Raw genomic sequence first — 25,989 nt, forward strand, 5'->3', positions numbered from 1 at the left:
TCGCGCCTTTTTATGCGAGCATGCGCCGCGCAATCTGTTTAAATTTAGCGCATTTTGCGCTACCTCCAAGCGGGCAAAATTTCATCGCGCGATGCGCTTTATAAATTTAAACACGCCGTTTTGCTCGAGCACAAGACGCTATCTTAGCACACCGAAGTTTAAATTTAATCCCTGCGCGGCGCTAGGGCATCGATAAGCGGCTGCTATTTGCGCGCAAACCGATCGATCAAGCCCTGCCAGAGCTTAATGATGCGCTCTTGCGAAAACTCGTCTAAGCTTTCATTTGCATTTTGCACGAGAGCGTCTCGCAGCTTCTCATCGCTCATTAAAATTTTGAGCTTGCTCGCAAGTTCATTCGCATCGCCGCATTTAAACAAAATGCCGCTAAAGCCGTCCTTTATGAGCTCTTTTGCGCCCGCCGTATCGCTGCTAAGCCGTGCGCAGCCATAAAATGCAGACTCGATCAGCACGTTTGAAAGCCCTTCATTAAGCGAGCTTAGCACAAAAATTTTAGCTTCTTTATACAGCTCGCTCACGTCCTGCTTATGCCCTAAAAATCGCACTTCAAGCCCTAGCCGCGCCACGAGCTCGCGCAAGCTTTCGCGCAGCGATCCGTCGCCCGCGATTAAAATTTCCCACTTCGCAAGCAGGCTTTTATCGATCCTGCTTAGCGCGTCAAAGTAAATTTCATACCCCTTTACGGGCTCGAGCCTGCCGACGCTTAAGATCACGTTTCGCTTAGCGCCTTTGGTACCGCAAATCTCGCCGAAAAAGGGGTTATGCACGACGAAGCAGTTTTTGATAAATCGCGAATAGTACTCAAAGTCCGAGCGCGTAAGCACCGTAAGCGCGTCTGCTTTTTTGTAGCACAGATCGCGCACGCGGCTAAAAAGCCCGCTTCGCAGATAATCGTGCGCGTTGTGCTCGGTCGCGATGAGCGGGATGCCTAGCCCGAAGCTTGCGATCACGCACGCTACGTTCGTCCAGTCCATAAAGCTGATGATGACGCTTGGGCGCTCGCGCTTGAAACACTCGCGCAAAATTCTGTATTTATCGAACCTGCCGCCGTTTTTATAAACGTCCAGATGCAAAAATTTTATCTTTTCGCTAAATTTATACCTGCCCTCGTCATTTTCCAAAATCGCGATCGTAACGTCGTTCGCGCGCGCAAAATGGTTCGCCAAAACCTGCAGCACGCGCTCGGCGCCGCCGTTTCTAAGAGCCGCGATGACGAATAAAATTTTCATTTTAGCTTCCGATAAATTTTATAAAATAGCCGCAAAAACGCGGGGCTAGCGTAAAATAAGACCATCATCAGCGTCTGCGTGCGGCTTGCATGCGCTGCGAAAAATCCAAAATCCAGCCGCTCGCGCACCAAAGCGTGCAGTGAGCGGATCTGATCCGCAGCTTCTGCAACGCTTAAAGGAGAGCGCGGATCTGCGGTCTTTCTTTGCGACGCAGAATTTTGCTTAGAATTCCGCATATAATTTTGCTTGGCGGAATTTTTAAATGCGGAATTTTTACCGCATGCGCAAGATAAACTACCAGCGTCATGCAAATCTGCCTCGTTTGTCAAACCGCACGTATTAGCCTCAGAAGGAGAAGTTGCATCTCCATCCAAGCCTGCAGCGTCAAAGCTCGATTTGATAATTAAAAACGCCGTATTCAGCGCGGACTCGCAGCGAGTGAAATTAGCCTCACGCGCCAAGCTCGGATAATTCGCAGCGATCGCCTCAGTATAGCGGCGCACCGCAGCGATGACCGCAAGATGCCTGCGCGCGAATGAGTTTACGGTAGAGCCCGCCCTTACGCGATAAAAATATAAAATTTCATCCGTGCACGCCGTAATGGAAGCGTTAAAAATATCAAAAAATATCGCCACATCCTCATAGATCTGCCCCATAGGAAAGCGCAAAGCAGTGAAAATTTCGCGAGCAAACAGCGCGCGCCAAACTGCAGTGCTAAAATACGGATCCTGCGTACAGCTGCGTCTAAAAAGCTCTTGCGGCGATATTTTGTATTCGCCTGCGCAGGTATTTAAATTTGCAGCTCCTCCCGGATCGCTAATCTCTTTAGAATTTTGATTTTCTTTAGAATTCAAAGCCGCCTTGAAATTATTTATTTCGCTCTCGTCGCTAAATGCTGTGTAGCCGCACATAGCTATTTTGGTGCAAAATTTCTGCGTCAGGCGAAAAAGCGTCTCAATCAAATCAAAGCTTATCAAATCGTCGCTATCTACGAAGCTGATAAACTCCCCGCGAGCGACATCTAAAGCAGCGTTTCGCGCGCTAGCCTGCCCGCCGTTTGGTTTATGCAGCACTCGCACACGGGGATCACGCGTGACGTATTCGTCGCAAATCGCCTCGCTGCCGTCATTTGATCCATCATCTACGAGCAAAATTTCTAAGTTAGTATAGGTCTGCGCCGTGATGCGCTCCACGCAAGCGCGCAGGAATTCTTTGACATTATAAACGGGGATGATGACCGAGATTAGGGGATTTTCGCTCATTATTCCTCTCTTTTTATCGTAGCGGCTATGAAATCCAGCCAGCGTCGCCCGATCGTTTCAATTTTAAAGCTCTCTTCGCGCTTAGAGGCGTTTTGCACGAGCCGCTCGCGTAGCTTCTCGTCGCTCATTAGAATTTCAAGCTTTTTTGCGATGCTCGCGCTATCGCCTACAGGGCACAAAAACCCATCTACGCCGTCGCTTATAAGCTCGCTAGGACCTGCGATGCAATCCGTAGAAATTCTGGCGGTGCCGAAAAATATACTCTCCATCAAAATATTGCAAAAGCCCTCCATCTTGGAAGTTACGACTACGATTTTAGCGCGTTCATATAAGCTTTCGATATCGCGTACAAAGCCGATGAATTGCACATTTAAGCGCAGCTTCGCAGCTAGGCTCTCAAGGCTCTTTCGCTCCTCTCCGTCGCCTGCAATCACCACCTTCCACTCTTTTAAAAGATTGAAATCTATAAGCGCAAGCGCCTTAAGAAGGACATCAAAGCCCTTATAGACATTGAGTCGGCCGGCTGCTAGTATGATATTTTCTTTAGGCGGACGAGCATCTTTAGCATGGCTAATCTCAAACATTGGATTAGGCATGATCGCGCGATTTTGCACATATGTGTAATGATCCAGATCAAATTTACTAAGCACACTAAGACCTGCAGCCCTCGGATAAAAGATCCGCTTGAGCGCTCGCCAGATCGGACTTTTTAAAAAACGATGATTGGTGTGCTCGGAGACGATGATTTTCTGCCCAACTCCGAGGTTTGCGATAAGCGTAAGGACATTGGTATTATCTAAAAACGAGATTACGACGTCAAATTTACGACTTTTTAGAAGCCTGTGCAAGGCTAAAATTTTATCGTAGCGCTTTTTTATATTGCCAAATACTCCCAAATCGCCTACTCCTAAATCCAAGCTAATAAGCTCGATCTTAGGATCTAGCGCGTAAAACGGCTCATCTGCGTCAAATTTTATCACGCAGACTTCATTCTCACGGCAGAAAAAATTTGCCAGCACGCTTAGCACGCGCTCGGCACCGCCCTTGCCTAAAGCAGAAATTACCATAGCTATTTTCATTTTATGAGCCTAAACTTGTTTTTAAAAATTTCATCGAGTCCTCTCTTTTACGGCGCAACGCCTCATTTACGCCATCCCAATCGATAGTCGCGTCCAACCGCGCGTCTTTGGGATCTTGCAAAGCTCTATCTTCAAGCCCGAACGAGCCCAAAAGTGAGCTAAAGCGCGACGCGCCGCGACTGGCATTAACGAGCACAAAAAACGGCTTATTAAAGATTATGGAAAATACACAGCCGTGAAATGAGTCGGTTAGCACGAACTCCGCGCCCGCAGTAGCGCTTAGCCACGCTTCTATGCCGATGCGGTTGCCGCGGTCGTTCACCTCATCTATCTCTAGGCCGCTTTGCTTCTTTAGTAGCTCTATCGCCGCTTCAGAGCGAGGCGATGGATCTAGGATATAGGCAAAACCCTTGCGCTGCGGCGCAAGGCTTAAAAATTTATCGTAAATCTCTTTGTTAGCCAAAAGCGTAGGATCTAGCACCCAGCGCGCATCTACGCCAAAGCATTCGCGCGCAAGCCTTACGCCGTCGCACTCGCGCACCGAAATAGCTTTAAATTTAGCCAAATTTGCAGCGTGAGCTTTTAAATCCGCGGGATTTTTAAGCCCACAGAGCCTATCTCCGCCGAAGCTTGCAGCATAGGCGATCCGCGTGCAGTTAGGCGGCAAAAATCCAAGGCTAAAGCAATCTGCAAAATCCGCAAAATAGCTAGGACGAAAAACCTGATCGCTTCCTAAAATCACCGCTTCAAAGCGTTCTTTCTCGCACAGCGCCTTTAAATCCGCAGGCATGCAAACAGGCGCGGTTAAAGGAATATTTTCCGCTACAAACTCGCTAGTATCGCGCTCGTAAGAGGGATTAAATTTCGCGCCGCAAAGCTCCTTTTTTAGCGCGCGCGCCACTAAAAATTTAATATACGCAATCGATAGTTTACTTCTTTGCAGGCGCAAGTTTATGAGCCGCGGCTTGTGCCCAAGCTCCACTAGCACGCGGCTTAGCGCGTAAGCTTGTAAAATTCCGCCGTAATTATTTACTAGCGGCAGGGTAAAAATCCCGATCTTCATGCAAACTTCCTATAAATTTTATATGCCGCGATCTTTGGTAGCGCCAAAAGCGCTAGCACTTTATTTGCCGCGGCAATTTTTTTAAGCCTAGCAGCGATGAAATCATCACAATCAAAATGCGTAGCGCTATATCGCTGGATCTGAAGCTTCTGGCGCAAGATGTAACGCTTAAGCGGGTTTTTCGCGCCATAGAAAATTTCGTTTTTGCACTCCACCTGGCTTTGCTGCGAGCGCTGCACCTCTGCTGCGGATATCCGCTCGCAAAAAATCGCCTCGCGTGCCTGCTTCGTAGGCTGCGAAAACAGCGCGTCGATCTGAGCTGTGCGCGTAATTACGAGCGACGTGCCGCGCCACTCGCTCATTTCGCTTTGCAGCCACGCATCCATCAGTACGACGTCGGCGCATTTAGCAAAAACGTCGGTGCAGGCGTTGCACGCAAGTGGGGTAAAAGCGCGCGAACTCCAGTACGCAAAGGCGCTACTACTGCGATCGTCTATCGCCTCGCTGCCGTCTATAGCGCGGAATTTAAAGCCAAAGCTCATCGCGCTTTTGCCCGCGATTTTATATCTGTAATTAACTGCCGTGAGCTGCTTACGCTCTTTAAACGCAAGATCTGCCAGCTTATGCGTAAAAGCAGCACCCTTGCCCTGTCCGCAAACCAGCCCAATAATAAAGCTTATGCGGGATTTAAGGCGCGGATTTTTACTCGCAGCAAGCCTTAAGGCCTTGGCAAAACACGGCAGCGCGCTAATCGCGTATCTACCCTCACGGCGCGACATCTCCTTTAGCACTGCTTCAAGCGTGAGCGGATAGTAAGCGGACGAGCGCGCACGAGTAAGCTCACCAGCATTTTTTATCACGCTAAATTTAAATAGCGGCGCGGAATTTTCGCCCGCATAATTTCGCGCGTTTTTGGAATTCTCGCAAGCAAAATTCTGCGTTGATACGGAATTTTTACAAGAAGCTTTAGAATTCTGCGTGGAAATTTTATTTGTAAAATTTTGCGCGGAATTCTGTGTAAAATTTTCGCAAAAGGAATTTTGTGTACTCGTAAAATTTATAGAATCATCATCCGCTAAATTCTGCGTTAAATTCGGAATTGCGAAATTCTGCTCGGAATTTTTGGTTGCGGAATTTTGCAAATTCTGCGCCTGCGCTAAATTATTGCAGGCAGAAAAACCGCACTTGTGATTTTGGGCTATAAAATCCCCCTCGTCCGCAGGCACGGCGCAAATCGCGTAATCTATGAGCCCGCGCGCAAAAAGCTCGCGAAAAATATAATCTCCCGCACCGCCGCTTGCACTGCTTAGGCGCTGCGCTTCATCTTTTTTGTAGAATTTGTAAGTGGCTAAAAACCTGCCAAAATCAGGGCTAAAGCTTTCCAGCTCTGCGTATGATTTAGAATTTAGCTCATTTTCAAGTGTATCTTTTTCGTAAAACGGGCAGACTTTTAGACAAATATCACATTTGTCGCGGCACCCTTCGCCCTCCTCAGGCGCGTAAAATCCATTGCCTCCAAGCCGCATTTTTAGCACGCTAAAAGGGCAGCTGCTCGCGCAGACGCCGCAGCCGATACAGCGGTCTTTCGTAACCACTTCGCTAATTACATTGAAGCTCAAGCCCGCCTCCTTATCTTAGCTGCAATGCCGCCAAAAATCGCGCGCTCATAGTCGTTCATCGTCCAAAAATATGCGCTTAGCACAAACATAGCCGAATAAAGCCCGCCGCAAATTAGCAAAAAGCTCACTCCGTGCAAGTCTAGTGCGTAATTTATCGCTAGACTTACTGCGATTGCGGGAGCAAATTTTACTACCATCGCGCCGATATTTCGCCAAAATTTAGCGATGTCAAGTCCGATTACACGAGCATAGTAGATATTCATCACGCAGATATTTAGCAAGGTGATCGCAAAAGCCGTACCGCACGCAGCGCCCACGCCTCCGTAAGCCTTAGCTAGCGGGATAGAAATAGCGATGTTTACGAGCGTGACGCAAAACGCAGCGATTGAGCGAAATTTGACTTTGTTTTTTGCCTGAAGCACTGCTAGGCCTAAATTTTGAATCAACGGCACGCTTACTGGAAGCACCAAAATAAGCGCGATTGCGTATGAAATTTCATAATTTGCGCCAGCCCATAGCACGATAAACTCCCGTCCAAAAATCACCAAAAGCGACGCGATAAAAAATATCACGTAAAATTGCAGCCTGCCTATTTTGATAAATTCCGCGCTAAGCTCGGAATCGGTGGAGTTGGCAGAGACCATTTTGGCGATTTTAGGAAGCATTACGCCGCTAATGGTGAGCGAAAGCGTGACGAAAGTGGCATTTATCGTGCTTGCTACGGCATACGTGGAGACCACTGTAGCGCCTGCTACAGCGCCTAAGATAAAATTATCGACATTCCAGTTTACTTGATCGACTACGATGCCTAAAAATATAAAAAACGAGTAGCCAAAAATTTGCTTAAGCGTGGGGGCGTCGAAATTTCGCACGCTTATCACGGGCGAGACTTTACGCTTGCAGTAGATGAAATCTGCCGCGACGCAGATTAAATTTACCGCCGTAGCGATGATTACGATCGCGATAGCCTTATATCCCAAAAGTAGCGCAGGCACCGCAGCTAGCGGCAGAGCGATCGTACGAAAGATCCCAATTAGCTTGATAAATACGAAATTCTCATGCGCCGTAAGGATCGACGAATAGATGCTAAAAGGAAAACTAATCGCTAAATTTGCAGTTAGTAGCATTAGCATAATGCAAATTTCGCCCATCTCACTAGTACTTAGCTTAGCGCCAAAAATCGCGTGCAGATTAGCTAGCAGCGCAGCTCCTGCAAGCACGATCACCGCGCTCATTACCAAATACACGCTAAAAATCGTGCCGTGCAGCTTATGCATGCGCTCCACTTCGCCGCTTGAGACGTATTTGGCGGTATAGACCGTCACGGCGTTACCAAAGCCTAAATCCAAAATCGCCAAATAGCCGATAACGCTGCTCGCTAAAGAATATAGCCCAAACTCGCTCTGCCCCAGCGCCCGCAGAAAAAACGGCGTATAAACCAAAGTAAGTATCGTAGAAACAAAGATATTCACATACGATAGCACGACGCCGAGCTTACGCTGCGCGGCTTCGGGGGCGTTTAGAATTTTAAGCAAACAAGGCTTCCTTTTGCTCGCCGCTATTAAACGCGGCGGAGTAAAATTTTAAAATTTCAAATCGCACTTTCACGCTAGAACCTAGAGCTTCTTTTCCCAATTAAGCGCGCTTAGGATGATCTCATCCAGGCTCTCGTGCTCAGGCTGCCAAGAGGTTTTGGTGCGAATTTTATCCGCATTTGAGATGAGGCAGGCAGGATCGCCCGCTCTGCGCGGAGCGATCTGCACTTTAAAATCCACGCCGCTTACTTTTTTAGCTTCATTAACGACCTCTTTTACGCTAAAGCCCGTGCCATATCCTACGTTAAAGACCGCGCTGTCGTTACTTTGCAGATAATCAAGCACCGCCAGATGCGCGCTTGCGAGATCCTCTACGTGGATGTAGTCGCGTATGCAGGTGCCGTCTTTGGTGTCGTAATCATCGCCGAAAATGCTCATCTTATCGCGCTTACCGACGATCGTTTGGGTCGCAACCTTAATTAGATGCGTCGCGTTCGGATAGTTTTGCCCGATCGTGCCGTCGCTAGCCGCACCTGCAACGTTGAAGTAGCGCAAAATTCCATATTTAAAATTCGGATTTGCCGCCGCCGCGTCTTTTAGCACCCACTCGACCATCAGCTTGCTTCTGCCGTACGGATTGATCGGATTTTGCGGAGTTTCCTCGCTTACTTGCGGGATATCCGGCTCGCCGTAGGTCGCCGCAGTGGAGCTAAATATGAAATCTTTCACGCCGTATTTGTTCGCAAGCGCGATCAAATTCATCGCGTTGGCGGTGTTGTTTAGATAGTATTTTAGCGGATTTTGCGTGCTTTCAAAAACCTCGATAAACGCTGCAAAATGAATGATCGCATCAAACTTCTCGCGCTTAAAAAGCTCCTCGATTGCGGGGGTGTTTTCTAGGCTTTCCTGTACGAACTCAAACTCGCCCACGTCGCGAAGCGCCTCGATCGCTCGCATAGAGCCTTTGCAAAGATTATCCAGTATGACGACGTCGTGGCGGTTCGCTTCTAAAAGCGCTTTTGCGACGTGGCTGCCGATGTATCCCGCGCCGCCTGTGATTAAAATTTTCATCTATTCTCCTTCGGATCAAATTTATCAAAATACGCGATTATAGCCCCTTAGATTAAATCGCTGGTCGCACGCGCAAAAATACGGGGAAGCGCGGCTTTTTCTCGCGGGTTAGGTTTTGGTATTGATAGGTGATGATCGTGCCCACCTTAGGCGGATTTGCCCGCATTTCGTCGCTAAAGCCCGTGCCTACTTTAAATTTCGCCCCGCTACGTAGATCCACGCAGCTAAGCGAGCCCATCTTGCCTTCGTTTTTGCCGTAGCCGGGGTTGATTTTTACGACCTTGCAATCGCTATCGTGCATCTTTTTGTATTTTAAAATTTTATCGCTGCGCCCGCTCTCATAAAGCGCGTTTGGATCGCGCAGCACGACCCCCTCGCCGCCTGCTGCGATGACGCGATCGAAATACGCCTGCACGTCGGCGTGCGTGCTTACCGGAGTTTGCTGCACGATGAGTAAATTTTGCGCGCCGCTTGAGGCGATAAAATTTCTTAAAATTTCCATCTTCGCGCTTAAGTTTTTCTGCTCCTTCGGTAGGTCAAACGCATAAAATTTCACCCTGCTCCACCGCTCATCGGGAACGCTTGCCGATACTATCGAGACAAGCTGCTCAAACTCTCCGCGCGCCGTGTATAGCTCGCCGTCCACAAAAAACGGCGGAAAGCCCGCGCTCCAGCCCTCGGGAGCGTTTATGATCTTACCGCGTCTGGAGCGCAGATTACGCCCGTCCCAGATCGCACGCACGCCGTCTAGCTTCTCGCTAACGACCCAGCCCGTGATATTCATGCCCGGGACATATTCTTTAAGCAGCATCGGTTTAAATTTAGCCTCGTCCGCGACCGCGCCGCAGAGCAAAAACAGCGCACCCAAAACCGCGCCTTTTAAAATTTTAAAAATTTCACTTCGCATATGCCGCTAGCTCCCTTTCTATAAAGTCGCAAAAAACGGGCGTGTAGCTCATGCCCGCGCACTCTTTTTGCAAAAATTCGCCCATCACCGCGATATAATTCAGATAGTCGTCCTTGGTGATCTTACCGCGCAAAAGCTCGTATTTTAAAAACAGCCAGTAGGTGTTAAGCACGTCGGATCTGCAGTACTCGTCGATCTTGACCTGCTCGCCGCCGTAATACAGCTGCAGGACCTGATCTCCGTGCACGTCGTATTTGCCGGGAAGGCCCACGCTGGCGCAGATATGATCGAGCTTGAGCCCGCGAACGGCGCCAAAATCGCTGATGTGATCGAGCAGATCCAGATGAAACCGCCCGTCGTAGCGGCTGCGGTAGTTCTCCCATTTGCTCTTGTTATTATCGCGATCGTTCGTCTCAAAATACGCCGCGGCGCTTAGATCGTAACACATCGCGCGCGCCATAATCATCGGCAGATCGAACCCGCGCCCGTTGAAGCTCACGAGCCGCGGATTACGGCGGTTGATGAAATTCAAAAATTTTGCGATTTTATCGCACTCGCTCTCGCCATCAAGCGTCGAGACGCGCAAAAACCTGCCGAATCCGTCCGCCATCACGGCGCTAATGCTAACGACGCGGTGGAAGCAGACGGGCAGGAATTCGCTGCCGGTTTTTTCTTTGAAAATCTCCATCGCCCTAAGCGAGAGCAATTTGTGGTTTAAAATTTTGCTTTTATCTGCGTTAAAGATCGGCTGCTCGCCGTAAATTTTAAAATTTAGCGCGTTTAACGCGAGATCTTGCACGGAATTTGAAGCCAGATTTTCGCTATTTGAGCTTTCGGATGCGGAGCTTTGTAGCATAGAGCTTTCAGCCGCGAAATTCTGAGGCGCGGGGCTTCGGAGCGCGGAATTTTCTACCTCGGCGCCCTGTGCTGCGGAGCTTTGAGGCGCCGTATCGTCGTAGGTTAAATTTAGCGATGCGGAATTTTTGAGCGCCGTATTTTGCGACATAGAATTTTCGCTCGTAAAATTTCCCTGCGCAGGATTTTCAGCGGAATTTTCACTGGCGAAGCTTTGAAGTGCAGCATCTTGTTGCGTAAAATTTTGAAGCGCGGAATTTTGCTCGAAATTTTCTATTTTAAAATTCTGCTCCGCCGAATTTACAGCAAAATTTAAAGACGCGTTTTGTTTCTCACCGCCGATCTTTTGCGAGAGCTGCGCGTTAAGAAGCTTTGCAAAGCTTTTTTTATCGAAAGGCTCGAAGCAGCTCGCGATCGCATCCTCATCCAGCACCCGCACCAGCGCCGCTACGTCGGGGATCGTCTCGCAGTCGAATACGCAGATATAATCCTTTTTCATTAAGCTCCTTTATAGCGGTTTTTACCGCTTTTTTCAAAAACGGCTCCGAAACAATCCTCTATCTTCATGCCGTTTTTATGTACGCGCCTAATAGAGCTCCTCGCTCATCCGAGGTTTTCATCGCCGCTTCCAATCTTAAAATTTTACGCTGCCGCATTTTCGCAACAAAAAGGGGTGCGCGGAGGCGCGGCAAATTTCACTACCTCTCGCCGCGACGCAATTACCGTGAGCAAAAGCGCGCCGGTCGTTAAATTTATCTTTCGATCAAGCGCTTGATATCGGGTAAAAGCTCGCCGGGTGCCTCGCAAATCCTGCTTCGCAGCACGCTAAAATCGCCGCAGTAATCGCCCAGAAGCTGCAAAATATCGTCTCTGATGGCTTGCGAGCGTTCGCTCAGAAGCAGCTCCTGCAAAAGGGCGAAAATTTCGCTCTCATGCGCCAGCGTGCAGCCGTAGTAGGGATCAAGGTAATAATCTAGACACAACAAGAGCGAGGCTTTCTCGGCCTCATCATCACCTCGCAAAACGGCGGCGATGCCCTCTATGCCGCCCTCTGCTATGGCTTTGTACCTAGCCTCGTAATAGACCGTGCGCGTCAAATTTTGCCCTTTTTGCACGCCGCTTATTCGGCCTTGGCCGCATCCCACGCAAGGATCGTCTTACCTTCGGCGTCGGTCGCCACGTCGCCCATGCCCATGATGTTGTAGCCGCAGTCGACGTAGTGTACCTCGCCGGTCACGCCGCTAGCAAGGTCGCTGAGTAGATACATCGCGCTTTTGCCTACGTCTTGAGTCGTGACGTTGCGTTTAAGCGGCACGTTGATCTCGTTGTAGCGTAAAATCATCCTAAAGTCGCCTATTCCGCTTGCGGCAAGCGTTTTGATAGGACCAGCACTGATAGCATTTACGCGGATACCGCGCGCGCCAAGATCGTGAGCTAGGTAGCGCACGGAGCTTTCAAGAGCCGCTTTTGCGACGCCCATGACGTTGTAGTGAGGCACGAATTTCGGTCCGCCAAGATATGTGAGAGTAAGAACCGAGCCGCCCTCTTTTAGCACCGGCAGCACCGCGCGCGTGAGGCTTAGCAGCGAATACACGCTCGTGCCCATCGCGATATCAAAGGCTTCTTTTGTGGTGTTTACAAACTCGCCCTCTAGCGCTTCTTTTGGTGCATAGGCTACCGCGTGCACGACGAAATCTATCTCGCCAAGATCCGCTTTAATACGATCCGCAAGGCCGTCTAAATGGGCTTGGTTGTTTACGTCAAGCTCGTAGACGAATTTGCTGCCAAACTCCTCCGCGATCGGCTCTACGCGTTTTTTTAGCGCGTCGTTTAGGTAGGTAAACGCCATCTGCGCACCCTGCGCGTGACAAGCTTCGGCGATGCCGTAAGCGATGGATTTGGCGTTAGCGATGCCGACGATGAGGCCTTTTTTTCCTTTTAAAATCATTATTTCTCCTTTCTATTTTTGCTTGGCTTTTTCTGCTTCGCAAGCTCGCAGCTGCAAGCAGAACTACTTATTCTGCGTTAAAATTTAAAAAATAATGCTCACGAACCATATGTTCGCTCCGCTTATTTTTTAAATTTCGCCTTGACTAAGCGAAAAATCCTTCGCAATTTGAAACTTATAAAATTCGACGAAACGCCAAATTTGATAGCGGCAGTATCGCGAGATGGATTTTAATGTTGTGTAGAAATTTTAAGTCAAGACTAGGCGCGTAGCCTGTCGCGAACTTAAAATTTCAAACTCATTAAAAGATGCTCACGAGACGACGCGTATAAGCTCCAAAAACTTCGAGGCGTCCCAGCTTGCTGTGCCCACTAACACCCCGTCGCAACCTCTTATCGCGCAAATTTTTGCGATATTTTCGGCATTTACGCTGCCGCCGTAAAGTAGCGGCGCGGGGCTTTTAGCACGCAAGAAATTTAGCATTCTTTCGATCTGCTCGCACTGCGCGCTTCTGCCCGTGCCGATCGCCCAGACGGGCTCGTAGGCTAGTACTAAGCTCGGATATTTCAGATCGATACCATCAAGCTGTGTCGCTACAAACTCCTCGCTGCGGTTTTGCGCAAATGCCACCTCATCCTCGCCGACGCAAAAGACGATGCGCCAGCCGCGTGCTGCGGCAAAACTGAATTTCTCTCTTATCAGCTCCGCGCTCTCGCCCAAAATAGCGCGCCGCTCGCTGTGTCCGATAAGAACGGTTTTGATATCAAATTCCGCCAGCATATCGCCGCCGATCTCGCCCGTAAAGCTGCCGTGCGCGGCGGGATAGAAATTCTGAGCGCCTTGAGTGAAATTTTTTACCCCCGTGCAAAATGCGCTAGCAGGAGGAAAAACTAGAATTTCATCCTCGCGCGAAATTCCGCCCGATAAGCCTTCATCTAAAGCTTTAGCGTACCGCTCAAAGCTAGCGCGGGTATGGTTACATTTAAGATTCGCTGCCAGTATCATCACAGCTCCATTTTAGTGGTAAGCACTCGCACGCCCGGCAACTCCTTGCCTTCGATGAGTTCTAAGCTCGCGCCGCCTCCGGTAGAAATAAAAGTCATATCATCGGCGTTGCCCGCGCGTTCGACGACATCTGCAGTATCGCCACCGCCCACTACGGTCGTGGCGTCGCTATCTGCGATCGCGTGCGATATATGTAGGCTGCCACGAGCGAATTTATCGATCTCAAAAACTCCCATCGGTCCGTTCCACCAGATCGTTTGCGCATCGTCTAGGGCTTCTTTAAAAAGCGCTACGGTCGCAGGTCCGATATCTAGCCCCATCCAATCGCTTGGAATTTCTTGGACGGTAACCTTTTTTGTAACGGCATCTTGCGAGCATTGCGGAGCTGCGACGGCATCGACGGGGATATAAATTTTAACCCCAAGCTCTTTGCCGCGGCGCAAGATATTTAGTGCGTCAGATATAAGATCCTCCTCTAAAAGCGAATTACCGATATCATATCCGACGGCTTTTAAAAAGGTAAACGCCATGCCGCCTCCGATGATGAGCTTATCGACTTTAGGAAGTAAATTTTTAAGCGCCTGAAGCTTGCCGCTTACTTTGCTGCCGCCCGTTACGGCTACAAAAGGACGCGCAGGATCTTTAATAAGGTCTTTAGCAAATTTTATCTCTTTTAGCAGCAAAAATCCCGCCGCTTTGTGTGCCTCATCGTAGAATTTCGTAATCGCTTCTACCGAAGCATGCGCGCGGTGGCATACACCAAAAGCGTCGTTGATATAAAATTCCGCGTAGCTCGCAAGCCTCTTAGCTAGTGCTTCGTCGTTTTTGCTCTCGCCCTTTTCAAAGCGCAGATTATCCAGCAGAAGCACTTCGCCCTTTTTAAGCGAATTTACCGCAACTCCAGCTTCCTCGCCCGCGACATCGGAGACAAATTTTATCTCACGCTCCAAAAGCCTAGATAGCCTCTTTACCACAGGCTTTAGGCTAAGTCTTTCTTCGTATCCGTTTTTCGGGCGTCCTAAGTGGCTGGCTAAAATTACCGCGCAGCCCTCATCTAAGCAATATTTAATAGTAGGGATAGACGAACGGATGCGGCGATCGTCCGTAATATTGCAAAACTCATCCATCGGCACGTTAAAATCGCATCTGATAAAAACGCGCGCGCCGTCTTTAAATTTCAAATCTTTAATCGAAAGAATTTCGCCCATCTTATTTCCTTCTTTTTGCCGCATATAGGGCTAAATCGATGAGGCGCTCGCTATATCCCCACTCGTTGTCATACCAGCTCATCACTTTTATCAGATTGCCGTCAATTACCTGCGTGCAGTCGCTAGCTACGATGCTGGAGTATTCTGAGGTACAAAAATCGCTGCTGACGCGACTATCGTCGTCTACGAGCAAAATTCCTTTCATCTCTTTAGTGGCATAACGGCGGAAAATTTCATTTAGCTCCTCAGCACTCGTCTGCTTGCGCGTTAGCACCGTTAGATCAACCATCGATACGTTAGCCACCGGCACGCGCACAGATTGCCCGTGCATCTTACCGCTTAGCTGCGGAAGTACCTTGCTAATCGCTTTTGCCGCGCCCGTCGTGGTCGGAGCGATATTAAGAGCCGCGGCGCGTGAACGGCGAAAATCCTTGGCTTTTACATCGACTAGACTCTGTCCATGTGTATAGGCGTGAATCGTCGTCATAAGACCCTTTTCGATACCAAGCTCATCGTCTAAAATTTTTGCAATCGGAGCTAGGCCGTTAGTGGTGCAGCTAGCGTTTGAGATGACGCGCTGTCCTGCATAAGCGCCCTCATTAACGCCGATTACGAAAGTAGGCGTATCGTCCTTGGCAGGCGCGCTCATTACGACTACGCCGATACCGTTATCTATGAACGGCTTGCATTTTTCGCTCGTTAAAAACGCACCAGTACATTCAAGCACAGCTTCTGCACCATCGCCCGCAAAATCAAGCTCCGCAGGCTCTCTGGTGGAATAGACGCGGATCTTTTTTCCGTCTACGGCTATGCATTCGTCGCTTATAATTTCTACTTTTTTACGAAACTCGCCGTGAACGGTGTCGTATTGAAGCAGGTATCTCGTAAGCTCGCGCTTAGCGGTATCGTTGATCGCCACAAGCTCTATATCGTCCCTGCTTAGCGCAATTCTAGCCGCGCACCTACCGATCCTTCCAAAGCCGTTAATTGCGATTTTTACTGCCATAAGGTTCTCCTTATTTGGGATGTTTTCAGCTGGAATTTTACTAAATTTGGGTTAATCTTTGATTAAATAAAAAGTCACGAAATCTAGGATTTACTTTTTGGCTATATAATTCGCGAACTTTTTTTAAAGGAGAAAAAATGAGACGAATTGTATTCTCGTCATTAGCGGCAATCGCGATTTTAAGCGGATGCAACCAACCTAAGGCCGATACGGCTCCGCAGCAAAAGCAAGAGTCTGTAGCGCACACGATCGTATTTCTACTCGGAGATACCGGAGATAAGCGCATCAGCCTTAGCTCGAACGATATGTTCGCAACGGGCGTGTTAACCGATGAAAAGGGTAAAAAGCATAATCTCAAACGCGCGGCTTCCGCAAGCGGCATAATGCTTACGAACGACGAAGGTATCGAGCTTCTTTTCAAACGCGGAGAGGGAGTGTATACACCGGGAAAAGGCAAGAAGGATATTCCGGTAACCTACACCGAGCACGAGCACAAAAGCGGCGAAATGATGTAGCCGCGGCAGGGTTAAATTTAAGCGCCCTAAAAAGCGAATTAAATTTAACCCCTCGTTTCTGCTTCTTTATCCATAGCGAAATTTAACTCTCGTTTCGATCTCTTTGATCTGCGATGATATTTAACCTTTTATTTTCGCTTCTTTCATCTACGCAAATTTAGCTTTTTTGCAAATTTGAGCTTGCATGCGTTAAAAAACAAGTCCCTAAATCCCTAAATTTTACGAAATATCCACTTGATCTGCGCTTTACCAGCGAATTTCTTGATCTTCAACCGAATTTCACTTCAAATTCGCTAAACTGCGCTGAAATTTTAGCAGACCGGTGCAAATACGGCGTAAAATAGATCATTTAGCGAGATTGCCGCATGGATAGCATTAAATTTTACCTAAACGATTACGATATGAAAGGCGAAGGCCTTACCAAAGTCGTCGTTACGATAAACGATAAGCCCCTGCTTGAGCTGATTAGGCAGCGCGAGCGAAGCTTTGCGGCAAAGGACGGGCAAGCTAGCGTCGCAGGAGGCTACGCCTACTTAAGCTTGATCGATTTTGAGGAGCTATTTTTACGCGCGGCGCTTGAGGCTGATTTGGCGCAAGATGAGCAGGATGTCGTCCTACTGGGCTGTCCGTGCGGGATCTGGAGCTGCTGGTATCTCGCGCTTAAGATTAAATTTGAAGAAAACGCGGTTAAATTTACCGACTTTAAAAACCCGCGCCGCAAAGATTGGCAGTATGGGCTTGAGTTTAAATTTGACCGCGTGAGATTTGTGAGTGAAATTTCCAAAATTGCCTCTTTTGATAAGCTCTGAAATTCGGCAAAATTTAACGGCGCGATCGAAACTGCGGCGAAATAAACTCGTTTTAGGCTCGGTAAAATTTGGCTTTGAAGCCATAATAAGCTGCCGCGCAAGCTCATAAGATTAAAATTTTCGCCTTGCCGCTGCGCAATACATCCAGCAAAATATCATAAAATTTACCCAGCCTTAGCTTTAAAATTCCGCCCCTTTTGATAATCACGAAGACCTGTCCGCCCCGCTCGCCCAGCGCGTCATAGAGCGCGTCTAAATTTGCGACGTATTCGGGCTCGAAATTTAGCGCTGCGGCAAACAGCGCGAAAATTTGATCTTTGCGTCTGATCTTTGCGCCGTCGATGATGATCTTTGCGCCGCGGCACGTTTTAAAATTTAAACTCATTGCACGCGCTCGAAGCTTTCGTAATGATCGGCGGTGTAGAAGATCAGGCCGTCATTTGAAAATATCAGCCGCTTCGCGCCGCGCGCGCCGCCGCGATACTCGATATCGCACTCGCGCCAAGTCCGTCCCTTTTTATCAGGCAATCTGCGCTCGAAATTGCCGAAGCGGTCGCCGCCGATGCTCTTGCCGCGCGCGTATCGCCACAGATCGCCGCCCTGCCAGCCAAGCTCGCCCGCCTGCTTTTTCGTGATAAAATTTTGCGGCAAAGTGCCCGTACGGCGGATATGAGCGCTCACGCACTCCCTGCTTATGCAGGGCTCGTCCGAGGGCTGATTTTTAGAATTTACGTCCGGATTTCGCGAGTTCGAAGCTTCATAATCTGCGCTGTGCCGCCTATGGACATCCGCCTCGTCTTTAGAATCTGTCGCGGCGGGCTCGTTTTCTCGCGGATGAGATTTTAAATCTCCTAGGTCTGCCTCGCGCTCTGCTTCGCCGTCTGCGTTTCTTGCGCCGCTCTCATCTTTTGCACCGACGCTACTTGCGGGATTTTCGGAGTTTGAAATTTCTCGATCGGAGCCGCGTTTAAGATCTTGCGCGCCGCTTTTACGAGAAGCGGCATCCAGTGTTTTGGAGGTAAAAACCCGCTCATCTTTAGCCGTAGAGCCGCGCGAATTGGAGATGAAATTTAGCACCAAAAGAAGTGCTGCGAAAATTGCGAGCGGGATCAGCTTTTTTGCCACCGCTAGCCTCTTTTACGCGTGGCGAAGCGAAAATAGAGCACGATCGCCGCTACTATCGCGCCTAGAGCCAGCGGAGCGATCCACGGCGCGTCCTTGATATGCATATAGAGCTCGCGCACGAAATCACCCGCGTAGTAGCTCAGTAGCCCTACCACAAGCGCCCAAATGAGCGAGCTTACGGCATTGATGACGCTAAATTTTAAAAACGAATATTTTGTGATACCAATCGCGATCGGTACGAGGGTTTTGAGGCCGTAGATAAATTTTTTAATCAAAATGATACGGTCGCCATATTTACGAAACAAAATCTGCGCCAGAGCGAGGTTTCGGCGCTGTTTGCGCAGATACGGCATGATCTCTTTTTTATTGTAGCGGCTTACTAAAAACAGCCCAGAATCGCCTATAAAGTTCGATATGCAGGCGATTACGATGCATAAGACGATATTGAGCTCGCCGGCCGAGCTTAGCACGCCCGCTGCCGCAAGCGCCAAAAATCCTCCGCCCAGCGAATACAAAAACAGTATCAGATACCCCCACGTATGGAGGTTTGCAAACATCGATTCCATCGAATCCTTTCATTAGATCGTATAAAATTCTAAAAAATTTGACTAAAACAGCTTTAAAATTCAGTGCGAAAACTTCACTCCAACGTCCCACGACGCCACTTGATTTTGTTGCGACATTAAATTAAAATTCCGAGCAGCTGTCGCAAAATATAAAATTTCGCCGCAAAATATTAAGCGAAATTCTAAAATAAAATTTCTAGCATCAAGTAAAATCACCGCAAAATTTAGCGGTAAAATTTTGCGACTATAAATTTAATGACAAAATTTCGACTTCTTTAGAATTCAAAGCAACTTGCGAATTACGCAGGATCTACGCGATATCTTCAAATGCCTCCCACCCCGCGAATTGCAATAAAATTACGCACCTAAGTCTATTATTATGCAGAAATCACGCGAGCAAAATTCCAAGCCGCTAATAAAACGCCCATAAAGCAAAATTTTTCGCTAAGCTATGCGCCTTAGCATTTCTAGCTAAATTTTACTCATCTGCGCCGATTACTCGCATCAAAAGCGCATAGCCCTCGGTATTTGGATCAAAAGCGCGATCGTTTTTGGTCTCCAGCACCGAACCGCCCAGGCTCACGCCCGCAAACAGCCCGCCTTTATTCGTAAAGACGTACATATCTTGATTTAGCACATCTAAAGAGCCAGAATCGGCGCTGTAGTTACCTGCAACTGCCGTAGCGTCGCCCGAAAGCGTGATTTGGGAATTTCGCATTTTTTGGATTACATCATCATGCATTACGAAAATGACTAGATAATTATCCTCATAGCCGATCTGAAGTCCTACGCTAGCGCTGCTGATCTCAGCACCGCTTACACTATGCGCGCCGTCGTTATTGTAGATAATGATCCCCTCGCCATACATTCCGCCTATGATGAAGCCCAGCTTTTTGACGCTCGGAAAGATCACGATCGCGCGGGCTTGTTGCGCTAGATATTTGTACTGCGAGTTTGTGCGCATCACCGACGAATAGGCACTCGCGCTATCAATGATGAGCTCATCCTCGGCAAATGCCGCGCTAAAAAGCAAAAATAAAGCGATTATAAATTTTTTCATTTCATACTCCTTATTTGGCTATCTCGACCGCGCGAAGCTCGCGTATGACGTTAACCTTGATCTCGCCTGGGAATTGAACCTTGTCTTGGATATCAGAGGCGATCTCTTTAGCGACCAAAACCGCCTCGTCGTCGTTCATAAGCTTGGCGTTTGCGATGACGCGAATCTCGCGACCTGCGTTGATCGCGTAGGCTTGCTTGACGCCGGTTTTACTCATCGCGATCGCTTCGATGTCGCTAACGCGCTTTAGATAGCTCTCTAGCACCTCTCGTCTAGCGCCCGGGCGCGCAGCACTTAGCGCGTCTGCGGCACAGACTGCAGCGCTCTCCACGCTGGTAGCCTCCTCGTGACCGTGGTGGGCGTAGATAGCGTTTATCACCACCGGATGCTCTTTGTAGCGGCGGCAAACCTCGGCGCCAAGATCTACGTGCGAACCCTCGTATTCGTGAGTTAGCGCCTTGCCGATATCGTGAAGTAGGCCCGCTCGCTTGGCCAGCTTTTGATCTCCGCCCGTTTCTGCGGCGATGATGCCCGCAAGATGTGCGACCTCAAGGCTGTGCGCAAGGGCGTTCTGCCCGTAGCTGGCGCGAAATTTAAGCTTGCCGATGAGTTTTAAAATTTCGGGGTGAATTTTGCTAAGACCTAGATCCATTACGATATTTTCGCCCTCTTCGGCGATACTAGCTTCAAATTCGTCGCTTACTTTTTTGTAGATGTCCTCGATGCGCGCAGGCTGAATTCTGCCATCCTCGATAAGCGTTTCGATGACGCGAACGGCGATGGCGCGACGGTAGAGGTTGTGAGAGCTTACGATGATCGCATTCGGGGTATCGTCGATGATGACGTCCACGCCAAGAGTCATCTCAAGCGCCTTTATGTTGCGCCCCTCCTTGCCGATGATGCGGCCTTTAAGCTCGTCATTTTTGATATTTACGACATTGATAAGTCGCTCCGCCGCAAATTCGCCCGCAAAGCGCGACGTAGCCTGCGCCAAAATATAATTTGCCTTTTTTCGCGCCTCTTTTTTGGCTTCTTCTTCATATTTTCGCACGATGTGAGCGATGTCGGTGCGGCTTTGCTCCTCGACCTTCTTAAGCACCTGCGCGCGCGCCTCGTCCTGCGTAAAGCCCGCCACGCGCTCCAAAACTTTAAGCGCTTCGGCTAGCTTCTCTTCATAGCTTTTCTTTAAATTCGAACCCTCTTCGTAGAGGAATTTCGCCTCTTTTTTGGCGCTTTCGAGCTCTTTTTTGCTGTCTTTTAAAATTTCTTGCTCGGTTAGAAGCGCGTGCTCCTTTTTGCCGAGCTCGTCAAATTTAACGTTAAATTCCTTCTGCAGTTTGCTTGCCTTATCTTCGTATTTTTTCTTAGCTTCAAACTCCGCTTCCTGCACCGAAATTTTAGAATTTCGCAAGATGCCCTCGGCTTCAAATTCTATAGCTTTGGCTTTGGCTTTGGCTTGTTCGACGAAGAAATCGTAATTGGCGTTATTGATCTTTCTAGCTACTAAGTATCCTATGCCAGCGCCCACCGCAAGAGCGCACAAGGCGATTAAAATCTCTATCATACTTTCCTCTTTTTAGGTAATTTTGGCTCGGAGTTATGTAAAAATCGCCCTTTACGTCGTGATCAAACGATAAAATTTCACTGCAAAAGCAGTCTTTTATACTCACGAACGCGATTGCGGGCTTAAGCTTCAGACCTGAAAAAAACATATCGTAAAATCCTTTCCCATGTCCTATTCTAGCCATTGCGCCATCCACTCCGATAGCTGGAACCACGGCTAGATCGACCTTCTTAAAATACCCGTTTTGCGGAAGCGTCTGGCGCAGCCCAAAGCGTGAAATTTTAAAAGGTAAACGTAATCTTACCATTTTTAAACTAATATCCACCATAAACGGAACGTAAAATTCGCAGCTTTTTGATAGCTTTTTTCTTAAAATCAAAACGTTCGGCTCGTAGCTCATCGGCAAAAATATTAAAATTTTACGCGCTTTTAAAAATTTCACCAGACCCTCTATGCGCCTTAAAAGCAGATAATGCTCGCATCTAGCAGCGCGCGCGGCGTGAGATTTCAGGCGCGATTTGCAGATTTTTCTAAATTCATTCTTTTGCATCGTTTGATCTTTTCGAATAAAATATTAACGCTTATTTTAGCTATTTTTTGTATAATTTTGCGATAAAATTCTCAAGGTTTATTATGAAATTTCGTTTTTTTCTAGCGCTTTTTACGGCTTTTTTGTTTCTTGCGGGCTGCGGCGATGATGAGGATAAAAAATCAAGCGATACCCCGACCGAGGCCAACGCCACGCAGCCGCAGTCCGAAACCGAAGCCGTAATCCAGGTCGATTATACCGCTCCTTTTACACTTCAGCTAAGTAACGGAAAAATTTTAAATATGCAAAAGACAAAACAGGGTTTTAACATCGACAACAACTCCACCGTGACGCTATTTGCGTTTTTTACGCCGTGGTGCGATGCCTGCGCCGTGCAGGTAAGCGCACTAAATGCCGCCAAACAAGCCTACTCTGGCAAGCTTGATATCATCGGCGTGATGATCGGTGATGCAAATTTAGACGATGCAAAAACCTATGCAAGCGCGCACGAGGTAAACTACGCGATCGCTTACGGCGAAGGGACGGACTTTTTTACAAAGGCGCTAGGCGGCATAAACGAAGTACCGTATATGGCGATATACGACGAAAAGGGCGAGTTTAGCGCGCAATATTTCGGGCTGATGCCGGAAGAAATTTTAATGACCGAATTGGAGAAAATTTTCTGATGTTCGAATTTTTTAAAAAAGGGCTTAGCAAGACCATAGACGCGATGCGAGGCGCGAAAAGCGAAGATAAAATTTCAAAAGAAATCCTAGAAGAGATGCTGCTTGAAGCCGACGTAGGCTACGAGCTCGTGGAAGAGATTTTAGAAAAACTTCCCGCAAAAAAGCTAGTCGCAAAAGATGATCTCAAGGGCGTTTTGAAGAACTATTTCGATTATGAAATCGCTAAACCCGCGGATGAGAAGCCCTTCGTAGAGCTCATCATCGGCGTAAACGGCGCGGGCAAAACTACGACAACCGCAAAGCTTGCAAATTTATATAAAAATAGTGGCCAGAGCGTAATTTTAGGCGCATGCGACACCTTTCGCGCGGGCGCAGTCGAGCAATTAAAAAAATGGGCGCAGATCCTAAATCTACCGATCGTAGCGACCGCGCAAGGGCACGATCCCGCTGCTGTGGCGTTTGACACCGTTAGCTCAGCTAGTGCCAAAAACATCGATCGCGTCCTGATCGACACCGCCGGACGCCTGCAAAATCAGAAAAATTTAGCCGCGGAGTTAGAGAAGATCGTGCGCATCTGCGACCGCGCAAAAAGCGGCGCACCGCACCGCAAGATCATCGTGCTCGACGCCACTCAGGGCAATCACAGCGTCGCGCAAGCTAGGGCGTTCAACGAGATCGTGAAGCTCGACGGCATCATCATCACGAAGCTCGACGGCACGCCCAAAGGCGGCGCACTTTTCGCCATAGCGCGCGAGCTGCGGCTGCCGATACTTTTCGTCGGCGTGGGCGAGCGGATGGAGGATTTGGCGGAATTTAACTCGGATCAGTTCGTAGAGACGCTTGTGGAGGGAATTTACGCTTAGGCTCTGCGTAAATTTACATATTCTCGCCGAACAAGCTTAAATTTTACGCGCCGAAATGCTCGGCAAATTTTGTCGCTTTATTATCTTAGAATAAATTTTGCTTAAAATTTTACGATTTTCGTTTAGGATTTTGCAAAATTTTAGCTCACGCACCGCATAAAAACGCGCCCGCCCGCGTCCATTCGCACCAAAATACGCAAAATCCCGCCGCCCACAACGCGGCGCTCCTACAAGAATTCCTCAATGATCTCAAGCCGTTTAAATTTTACGGTTATCCTCTGTCCGCTCGCAAAGATAAAATCATACTCGCAAACGCTTCTAGGCTTTAGCGAAAATTGATGAACTATCAGATCGTTATTTTTAAAGCTCTTGTCGTCCATTTTGAAGCGGATGGCTAAGACGTTTTTGAAAACAAATTTAAAATTTCTATCTCGGTAGGACGATAAAAATTTCATCGTCAGTCTATCTTCGTTTTTTAAAATAGCGAATTTAAATTCAGTCAAAACGGCGTCGTGAAGGGTTTCTTTCGTATTAAACAGATACCTTTTCGGATCCAAGACAAACCGCCTGATAGGCTTTGCTATTTCGTTTTCATTCTTGCGAAGCGACTTAAAATAATCGTCAAAATACCAAATACCGCCCTTTCTTTTTATTTTCGCCGTGATCATTCGTCTGTCCATTTGCGTTTTTCTTAAATTTTACTCACGTGCACTGCATAAAAAACGCGCTCACCCGCGTCCGCTCGCACCAAAATACATATAAAATCCCGCCGCTGCCGAAATATACCTCGCCACCTTGCTCGCAGCTCGGAAGCTCGCTATCAAGCTGCATCAAAAACTCCATTTTCTCGCCGCATATCGGACACGTCGGCACCAAGGCACCCTGTATCCATGATGGCTCGCCGCCGATGCGCGCGAGGTTTTGCCTGCTGTTTGACATCCCCCAGTCCTGAGCCGCCCAGCGCGCCGGCGTGGGCGCAAGTACTACTTCGCACTCCTTTATCGGTTCGTCAAATGCGTATTCGACCTGCGTCCTTTCGCCGATACGCCGCGGCATACCCTGCGCGTCGTGCTCGTAAAAGACTACCTCGCCCTCGTTTATCTCTCTAACATGCGCGGCGAGGATTAGACGCGGCAGCGAGCGCACGGGCAAGTCGCGGGGCAGCGGATCAAGCGTGATGAGATGAAATAGCGGATTTTGCGCATCGCCGTCCGCCTCGTCCAAAACTCCGCCTAGCTTATATCCAGCCTCGCCGCCCTCAAATCGCCAGGTCGGATGACGCTTCGCCAGATGCAGCGCATAGGGCGCGCCGAAATAGCCGCGCGGAAAAATTATGTGATACACGCGCTGGCTGCAGTATCTTTTGAGCCTGAATTTCTCGCCGCCAAAGCAAATTTCATCGTTCGGCGCTTTTTGTGATTTATCGGAGTTGGCTTCGTCTGCGTTAAATTTAACGACGCTTGCCGCATCGCATGCTTCATTTAAATTTACGTTAGCTCGCGATACGTCGCGCTCGCTCGTTTGGGTTTGCTTGGCGCCGCCGCATTCGTTTGCATCCATTTTTAAAATTTCATTTGCTGCCATTTGAGCCGCGCCGTCTGCGTCAAATTTAACCCGTTCAAAGGTAAATCCGACAGCCTCCAGCCAATAGCCAATATATTCAAGCAGGTCGCACGGGCGATCGAAAAAATCCTCCGCAAGCGCGAACTCGCAGGCAAATTTTACGTTTCGCGGATCGCGGGTTTGCAGCAAGCAACTAAAAAATTTTTTGCCGCTCATCCCTGCTCGTCTGCGGATCCGCAAGCTTCTCGCGCCAGATTTGCGAGCTCTCGTAGCTAAGCTCGCGCCATGGATACTCCGCATAATACGCGCTCTCGTTCGGCTGCAGTTTAAAAAGCTCGCCCAGATACGGATGCAAAAACGGCGCAAACTCGAGGCTCGCCGCGGCGATGACCTCTTCGGCGTTTTTCCAGCGCGCGCTCTTTTCATCTCTGCCGCGTTGCCGCGCATTTTTGCTTGCGCTTTCGTCCGCCCGCGCCGAGCGCACATCCTCTCCCGTCTGTGCCGCGCTTTTGCTCTGCTTCGTTTCGCGCCCCTTTGCCGCCTCCTCGCATAAAATTTCAACCGCCGCAGCGATCAAAGCTTTAAAATCCTCCTTGCCTACATAGCCCATAGCGTCCTTTAGCAGCGTGCCGCCCTCTTGCGCCCGCGCAGCAGGCTGTCCGCTAGCGTAAAATACGCCGTCTCGTCGCCTTGTAGCCGCCAAAACCGCTCATATAAATCAGGCACTCTAAAGCCGTCGCGTTCGAAATCTCGCGCCAAACCTAGCGCTTCGTCCCGCTTACCCATCTTGCCATCCTTACTTTTGAAATTTTATTTTGATAATTTTAGCGTAAATTTAGATTAAATTTTGAAGGCGGTTTATTTTATATGTCGAAATTCTATGGAAAAATATGGGAAATTAAAT

Annotated in this window: 27 protein-coding genes and 1 pseudogene; 4 read left to right on the forward strand and 24 right to left on the reverse strand. The window is 48.6% G+C overall.

Annotation, left to right across the window (positions count from 1 at the left end; translation table 11 throughout):
* Positions 1-203 precede the first annotated feature (203 nt).
* The 14 genes and pseudogenes from Q0135_RS00420 to gap form a co-directional block, all read right to left on the reverse strand.
* Positions 204-1,247, reverse strand: a complete 1,044-nt coding sequence (locus Q0135_RS00420; protein ID WP_297987357.1) for a glycosyltransferase — start codon at positions 1,245-1,247, stop codon at positions 204-206.
* Positions 1,244-2,509: a glycosyltransferase family 2 protein gene (locus Q0135_RS00425; RefSeq protein WP_297987359.1), complete on the reverse strand. Its 1,266-nt coding sequence runs from the start codon at positions 2,507-2,509 to the stop codon at positions 1,244-1,246. The genes Q0135_RS00420 and Q0135_RS00425 overlap by 4 nt, the downstream gene beginning before the upstream one ends.
* Entirely contained in the window at positions 2,509-3,588 is a 1,080-nt protein-coding gene (locus Q0135_RS00430; RefSeq protein WP_297987361.1) for a glycosyltransferase family 4 protein, read from the reverse strand. Before Q0135_RS00430 ends, Q0135_RS00425 begins: the two co-directional genes overlap by 1 nt.
* A 1-nt stretch (position 3,589) precedes the next feature.
* Positions 3,590-4,651, reverse strand: coding sequence for a polysaccharide pyruvyl transferase family protein (locus tag Q0135_RS00435; RefSeq protein WP_297987362.1), 1,062 nt, complete (start codon positions 4,649-4,651; stop codon positions 3,590-3,592).
* Positions 4,648-6,270, reverse strand: a complete 1,623-nt coding sequence (locus tag Q0135_RS00440) for a Coenzyme F420 hydrogenase/dehydrogenase, beta subunit C-terminal domain (RefSeq protein ID WP_297987363.1) — start codon at positions 6,268-6,270, stop codon at positions 4,648-4,650. Before Q0135_RS00440 ends, Q0135_RS00435 begins: the two co-directional genes overlap by 4 nt.
* Positions 6,267-7,805 carry an oligosaccharide flippase family protein gene (locus Q0135_RS00445; protein WP_297987365.1) on the reverse strand — a complete coding sequence of 513 codons (1,539 nt, stop codon included), beginning with the start codon at positions 7,803-7,805 and terminating at the stop codon, positions 6,267-6,269. Before Q0135_RS00445 ends, Q0135_RS00440 begins: the two co-directional genes overlap by 4 nt.
* A gap of 81 nt (positions 7,806-7,886) precedes the next feature.
* Positions 7,887-8,876, reverse strand: a complete 990-nt coding sequence (galE, locus tag Q0135_RS00450; RefSeq protein WP_297987366.1) for a UDP-glucose 4-epimerase GalE — start codon at positions 8,874-8,876, stop codon at positions 7,887-7,889.
* A 52-nt stretch (positions 8,877-8,928) separates the two neighbouring features.
* Positions 8,929-9,783 carry a DNA ligase gene (locus Q0135_RS00455; protein ID WP_297987367.1) on the reverse strand — a complete coding sequence of 285 codons (855 nt, stop codon included), beginning with the start codon at positions 9,781-9,783 and terminating at the stop codon, positions 8,929-8,931.
* A pseudogene (locus tag Q0135_RS11380) lies at positions 9,773-10,486 on the reverse strand (3'-5' exonuclease); the annotation flags it as partial. The pseudogene Q0135_RS11380 and the gene Q0135_RS00455, both read right to left, overlap by 11 nt.
* Positions 10,487-11,390: 904 nt before the next feature.
* The gene (locus Q0135_RS00465; protein WP_297987370.1) at positions 11,391-11,753 is read right to left on the reverse strand and encodes a hypothetical protein; all 363 of its coding nucleotides are present in this window, start codon (positions 11,751-11,753) and stop codon (positions 11,391-11,393) included.
* A gap of 5 nt (positions 11,754-11,758) precedes the next feature.
* Positions 11,759-12,586, reverse strand: a complete 828-nt coding sequence (gene fabI, locus Q0135_RS00470; RefSeq protein WP_297987371.1) for an enoyl-ACP reductase FabI — start codon at positions 12,584-12,586, stop codon at positions 11,759-11,761.
* A 312-nt stretch (positions 12,587-12,898) separates the two neighbouring features.
* The gene (locus Q0135_RS00475) at positions 12,899-13,591 is read right to left on the reverse strand and encodes a triose-phosphate isomerase (protein WP_297987373.1); all 693 of its coding nucleotides are present in this window, start codon (positions 13,589-13,591) and stop codon (positions 12,899-12,901) included.
* Positions 13,591-14,799 carry a phosphoglycerate kinase gene (pgk, locus tag Q0135_RS00480; protein WP_297987374.1) on the reverse strand — a complete coding sequence of 403 codons (1,209 nt, stop codon included), beginning with the start codon at positions 14,797-14,799 and terminating at the stop codon, positions 13,591-13,593. The genes Q0135_RS00475 and pgk overlap by 1 nt, the downstream gene beginning before the upstream one ends.
* A 1-nt stretch (position 14,800) precedes the next feature.
* Complete coding sequence (gene gap / locus Q0135_RS00485) at positions 14,801-15,805, reverse strand: type I glyceraldehyde-3-phosphate dehydrogenase (RefSeq protein WP_297987375.1); 1,005 nt, start codon at positions 15,803-15,805, stop codon at positions 14,801-14,803.
* Positions 15,806-15,942: 137 nt separating this feature from the next.
* Between gap and Q0135_RS00490 the strand changes: the two genes are divergently transcribed.
* Positions 15,943-16,320, forward strand: a complete 378-nt coding sequence (locus Q0135_RS00490; RefSeq protein ID WP_297964968.1) for a hypothetical protein — start codon at positions 15,943-15,945, stop codon at positions 16,318-16,320.
* A 365-nt stretch (positions 16,321-16,685) separates the two neighbouring features.
* Positions 16,686-17,129, forward strand: a complete 444-nt coding sequence (locus Q0135_RS00495) for a hypothetical protein (protein WP_297987377.1) — start codon at positions 16,686-16,688, stop codon at positions 17,127-17,129.
* A gap of 103 nt (positions 17,130-17,232) precedes the next feature.
* On the opposite strand, the gene Q0135_RS00500 is transcribed toward Q0135_RS00495, so the two are convergent.
* From Q0135_RS00500 to Q0135_RS00525, 6 genes are all read right to left on the reverse strand, one after another.
* Positions 17,233-17,514 (reverse strand): barstar family protein, encoded by a 282-nt coding sequence (locus Q0135_RS00500; RefSeq protein WP_297987379.1) that lies wholly within the window; start codon positions 17,512-17,514, stop codon positions 17,233-17,235.
* A complete protein-coding gene (locus tag Q0135_RS00505) occupies positions 17,511-18,254 on the reverse strand; it encodes a ribonuclease domain-containing protein (protein WP_297987407.1) in 744 nt (247 codons plus the stop codon). The genes Q0135_RS00500 and Q0135_RS00505 overlap by 4 nt, the downstream gene beginning before the upstream one ends.
* Positions 18,255-18,256: 2 nt before the next feature.
* Complete coding sequence (locus Q0135_RS00510; protein ID WP_297964961.1) at positions 18,257-18,820, reverse strand: DedA family protein; 564 nt, start codon at positions 18,818-18,820, stop codon at positions 18,257-18,259.
* A 478-nt stretch (positions 18,821-19,298) separates the two neighbouring features.
* Positions 19,299-19,880 carry a lipid-binding SYLF domain-containing protein gene (locus tag Q0135_RS00515; RefSeq protein WP_297987409.1) on the reverse strand — a complete coding sequence of 194 codons (582 nt, stop codon included), beginning with the start codon at positions 19,878-19,880 and terminating at the stop codon, positions 19,299-19,301.
* A 10-nt stretch (positions 19,881-19,890) separates the two neighbouring features.
* Complete coding sequence (gene rny / locus Q0135_RS00520; protein ID WP_297923524.1) at positions 19,891-21,444, reverse strand: ribonuclease Y; 1,554 nt, start codon at positions 21,442-21,444, stop codon at positions 19,891-19,893.
* Positions 21,377-21,994, reverse strand: a complete 618-nt coding sequence (locus tag Q0135_RS00525; protein WP_297987411.1) for a 5-formyltetrahydrofolate cyclo-ligase — start codon at positions 21,992-21,994, stop codon at positions 21,377-21,379. Before Q0135_RS00525 ends, rny begins: the two co-directional genes overlap by 68 nt.
* An 83-nt stretch (positions 21,995-22,077) precedes the next feature.
* Between Q0135_RS00525 and Q0135_RS00530 the strand changes: the two genes are divergently transcribed.
* Both Q0135_RS00530 and ftsY read left to right on the forward strand, forming a co-directional pair.
* Entirely contained in the window at positions 22,078-22,659 is a 582-nt protein-coding gene (locus tag Q0135_RS00530) for a TlpA disulfide reductase family protein (RefSeq protein WP_297987413.1), read from the forward strand.
* Complete coding sequence (gene ftsY, locus Q0135_RS00535; protein ID WP_297987415.1) at positions 22,659-23,522, forward strand: signal recognition particle-docking protein FtsY; 864 nt, start codon at positions 22,659-22,661, stop codon at positions 23,520-23,522. Before Q0135_RS00530 ends, ftsY begins: the two co-directional genes overlap by 1 nt.
* 227 nt (positions 23,523-23,749) lie before the next feature.
* Here ftsY and Q0135_RS00540 read toward each other — a convergent pair whose 3' ends face one another.
* From Q0135_RS00540 to Q0135_RS00555, 4 genes are read right to left on the reverse strand one after another with little or no spacing between them, the layout of a single operon-like run.
* On the reverse strand, positions 23,750-24,190 hold the full coding sequence (locus Q0135_RS00540; RefSeq protein WP_297987417.1) for a hypothetical protein: 441 nt from the start codon (positions 24,188-24,190) through the stop codon (positions 23,750-23,752).
* Between the two features lie 34 nt (positions 24,191-24,224).
* Positions 24,225-25,301 (reverse strand): hypothetical protein, encoded by a 1,077-nt coding sequence (locus tag Q0135_RS00545; protein WP_297987419.1) that lies wholly within the window; start codon positions 25,299-25,301, stop codon positions 24,225-24,227.
* Positions 25,279-25,695 carry a hypothetical protein gene (locus Q0135_RS00550; RefSeq protein ID WP_297987421.1) on the reverse strand — a complete coding sequence of 139 codons (417 nt, stop codon included), beginning with the start codon at positions 25,693-25,695 and terminating at the stop codon, positions 25,279-25,281. The genes Q0135_RS00545 and Q0135_RS00550 overlap by 23 nt, the downstream gene beginning before the upstream one ends.
* Positions 25,696-25,703: 8 nt before the next feature.
* Complete coding sequence (locus Q0135_RS00555) at positions 25,704-25,871, reverse strand: hypothetical protein (RefSeq protein WP_297987423.1); 168 nt, start codon at positions 25,869-25,871, stop codon at positions 25,704-25,706.
* Positions 25,872-25,989 lie beyond the last annotated feature (118 nt).

Source organism: uncultured Campylobacter sp. (assembly GCF_937981295.1).
GTDB lineage: Bacteria > Campylobacterota > Campylobacteria > Campylobacterales > Campylobacteraceae > Campylobacter_B.

Coding starts and splice junctions, on each gene's coding strand:
- Q0135_RS00420 (WP_297987357.1), bottom strand. CDS start 1,247: ATGAAAATTTTATTCGTCATCGCGGCTCTTAGAAACGGCGGCGCCGAG.
- Q0135_RS00425 (WP_297987359.1), bottom strand. CDS start 2,509: ATGAGCGAAAATCCCCTAATCTCGGTCATCATCCCCGTTTATAATGTC.
- Q0135_RS00430 (WP_297987361.1), bottom strand. CDS start 3,588: ATGAAAATAGCTATGGTAATTTCTGCTTTAGGCAAGGGCGGTGCCGAG.
- Q0135_RS00435 (WP_297987362.1), bottom strand. CDS start 4,651: ATGAAGATCGGGATTTTTACCCTGCCGCTAGTAAATAATTACGGCGGA.
- galE (WP_297987366.1), bottom strand. CDS start 8,876: ATGAAAATTTTAATCACAGGCGGCGCGGGATACATCGGCAGCCACGTC.
- Q0135_RS00455 (WP_297987367.1), bottom strand. CDS start 9,783: ATGCGAAGTGAAATTTTTAAAATTTTAAAAGGCGCGGTTTTGGGTGCG.
- fabI (WP_297987371.1), bottom strand. CDS start 12,586: ATGATTTTAAAAGGAAAAAAAGGCCTCATCGTCGGCATCGCTAACGCC.
- Q0135_RS00475 (WP_297987373.1), bottom strand. CDS start 13,591: ATGATACTGGCAGCGAATCTTAAATGTAACCATACCCGCGCTAGCTTT.
- pgk (WP_297987374.1), bottom strand. CDS start 14,799: ATGGGCGAAATTCTTTCGATTAAAGATTTGAAATTTAAAGACGGCGCG.
- gap (WP_297987375.1), bottom strand. CDS start 15,805: ATGGCAGTAAAAATCGCAATTAACGGCTTTGGAAGGATCGGTAGGTGC.
- Q0135_RS00490 (WP_297964968.1), top strand. CDS start 15,943: ATGAGACGAATTGTATTCTCGTCATTAGCGGCAATCGCGATTTTAAGC.
- Q0135_RS00495 (WP_297987377.1), top strand. CDS start 16,686: ATGGATAGCATTAAATTTTACCTAAACGATTACGATATGAAAGGCGAA.
- Q0135_RS00500 (WP_297987379.1), bottom strand. CDS start 17,514: ATGAGTTTAAATTTTAAAACGTGCCGCGGCGCAAAGATCATCATCGAC.
- Q0135_RS00510 (WP_297964961.1), bottom strand. CDS start 18,820: ATGGAATCGATGTTTGCAAACCTCCATACGTGGGGGTATCTGATACTG.
- Q0135_RS00515 (WP_297987409.1), bottom strand. CDS start 19,880: ATGAAAAAATTTATAATCGCTTTATTTTTGCTTTTTAGCGCGGCATTT.
- rny (WP_297923524.1), bottom strand. CDS start 21,444: ATGATAGAGATTTTAATCGCCTTGTGCGCTCTTGCGGTGGGCGCTGGC.
- Q0135_RS00525 (WP_297987411.1), bottom strand. CDS start 21,994: ATGCAAAAGAATGAATTTAGAAAAATCTGCAAATCGCGCCTGAAATCT.
- Q0135_RS00530 (WP_297987413.1), top strand. CDS start 22,078: ATGAAATTTCGTTTTTTTCTAGCGCTTTTTACGGCTTTTTTGTTTCTT.
- ftsY (WP_297987415.1), top strand. CDS start 22,659: ATGTTCGAATTTTTTAAAAAAGGGCTTAGCAAGACCATAGACGCGATG.
- Q0135_RS00540 (WP_297987417.1), bottom strand. CDS start 24,190: ATGATCACGGCGAAAATAAAAAGAAAGGGCGGTATTTGGTATTTTGAC.
- Q0135_RS00545 (WP_297987419.1), bottom strand. CDS start 25,301: ATGAGCGGCAAAAAATTTTTTAGTTGCTTGCTGCAAACCCGCGATCCG.
- Q0135_RS00550 (WP_297987421.1), bottom strand. CDS start 25,695: ATGGGCTATGTAGGCAAGGAGGATTTTAAAGCTTTGATCGCTGCGGCG.
- Q0135_RS00555 (WP_297987423.1), bottom strand. CDS start 25,871: ATGGGTAAGCGGGACGAAGCGCTAGGTTTGGCGCGAGATTTCGAACGC.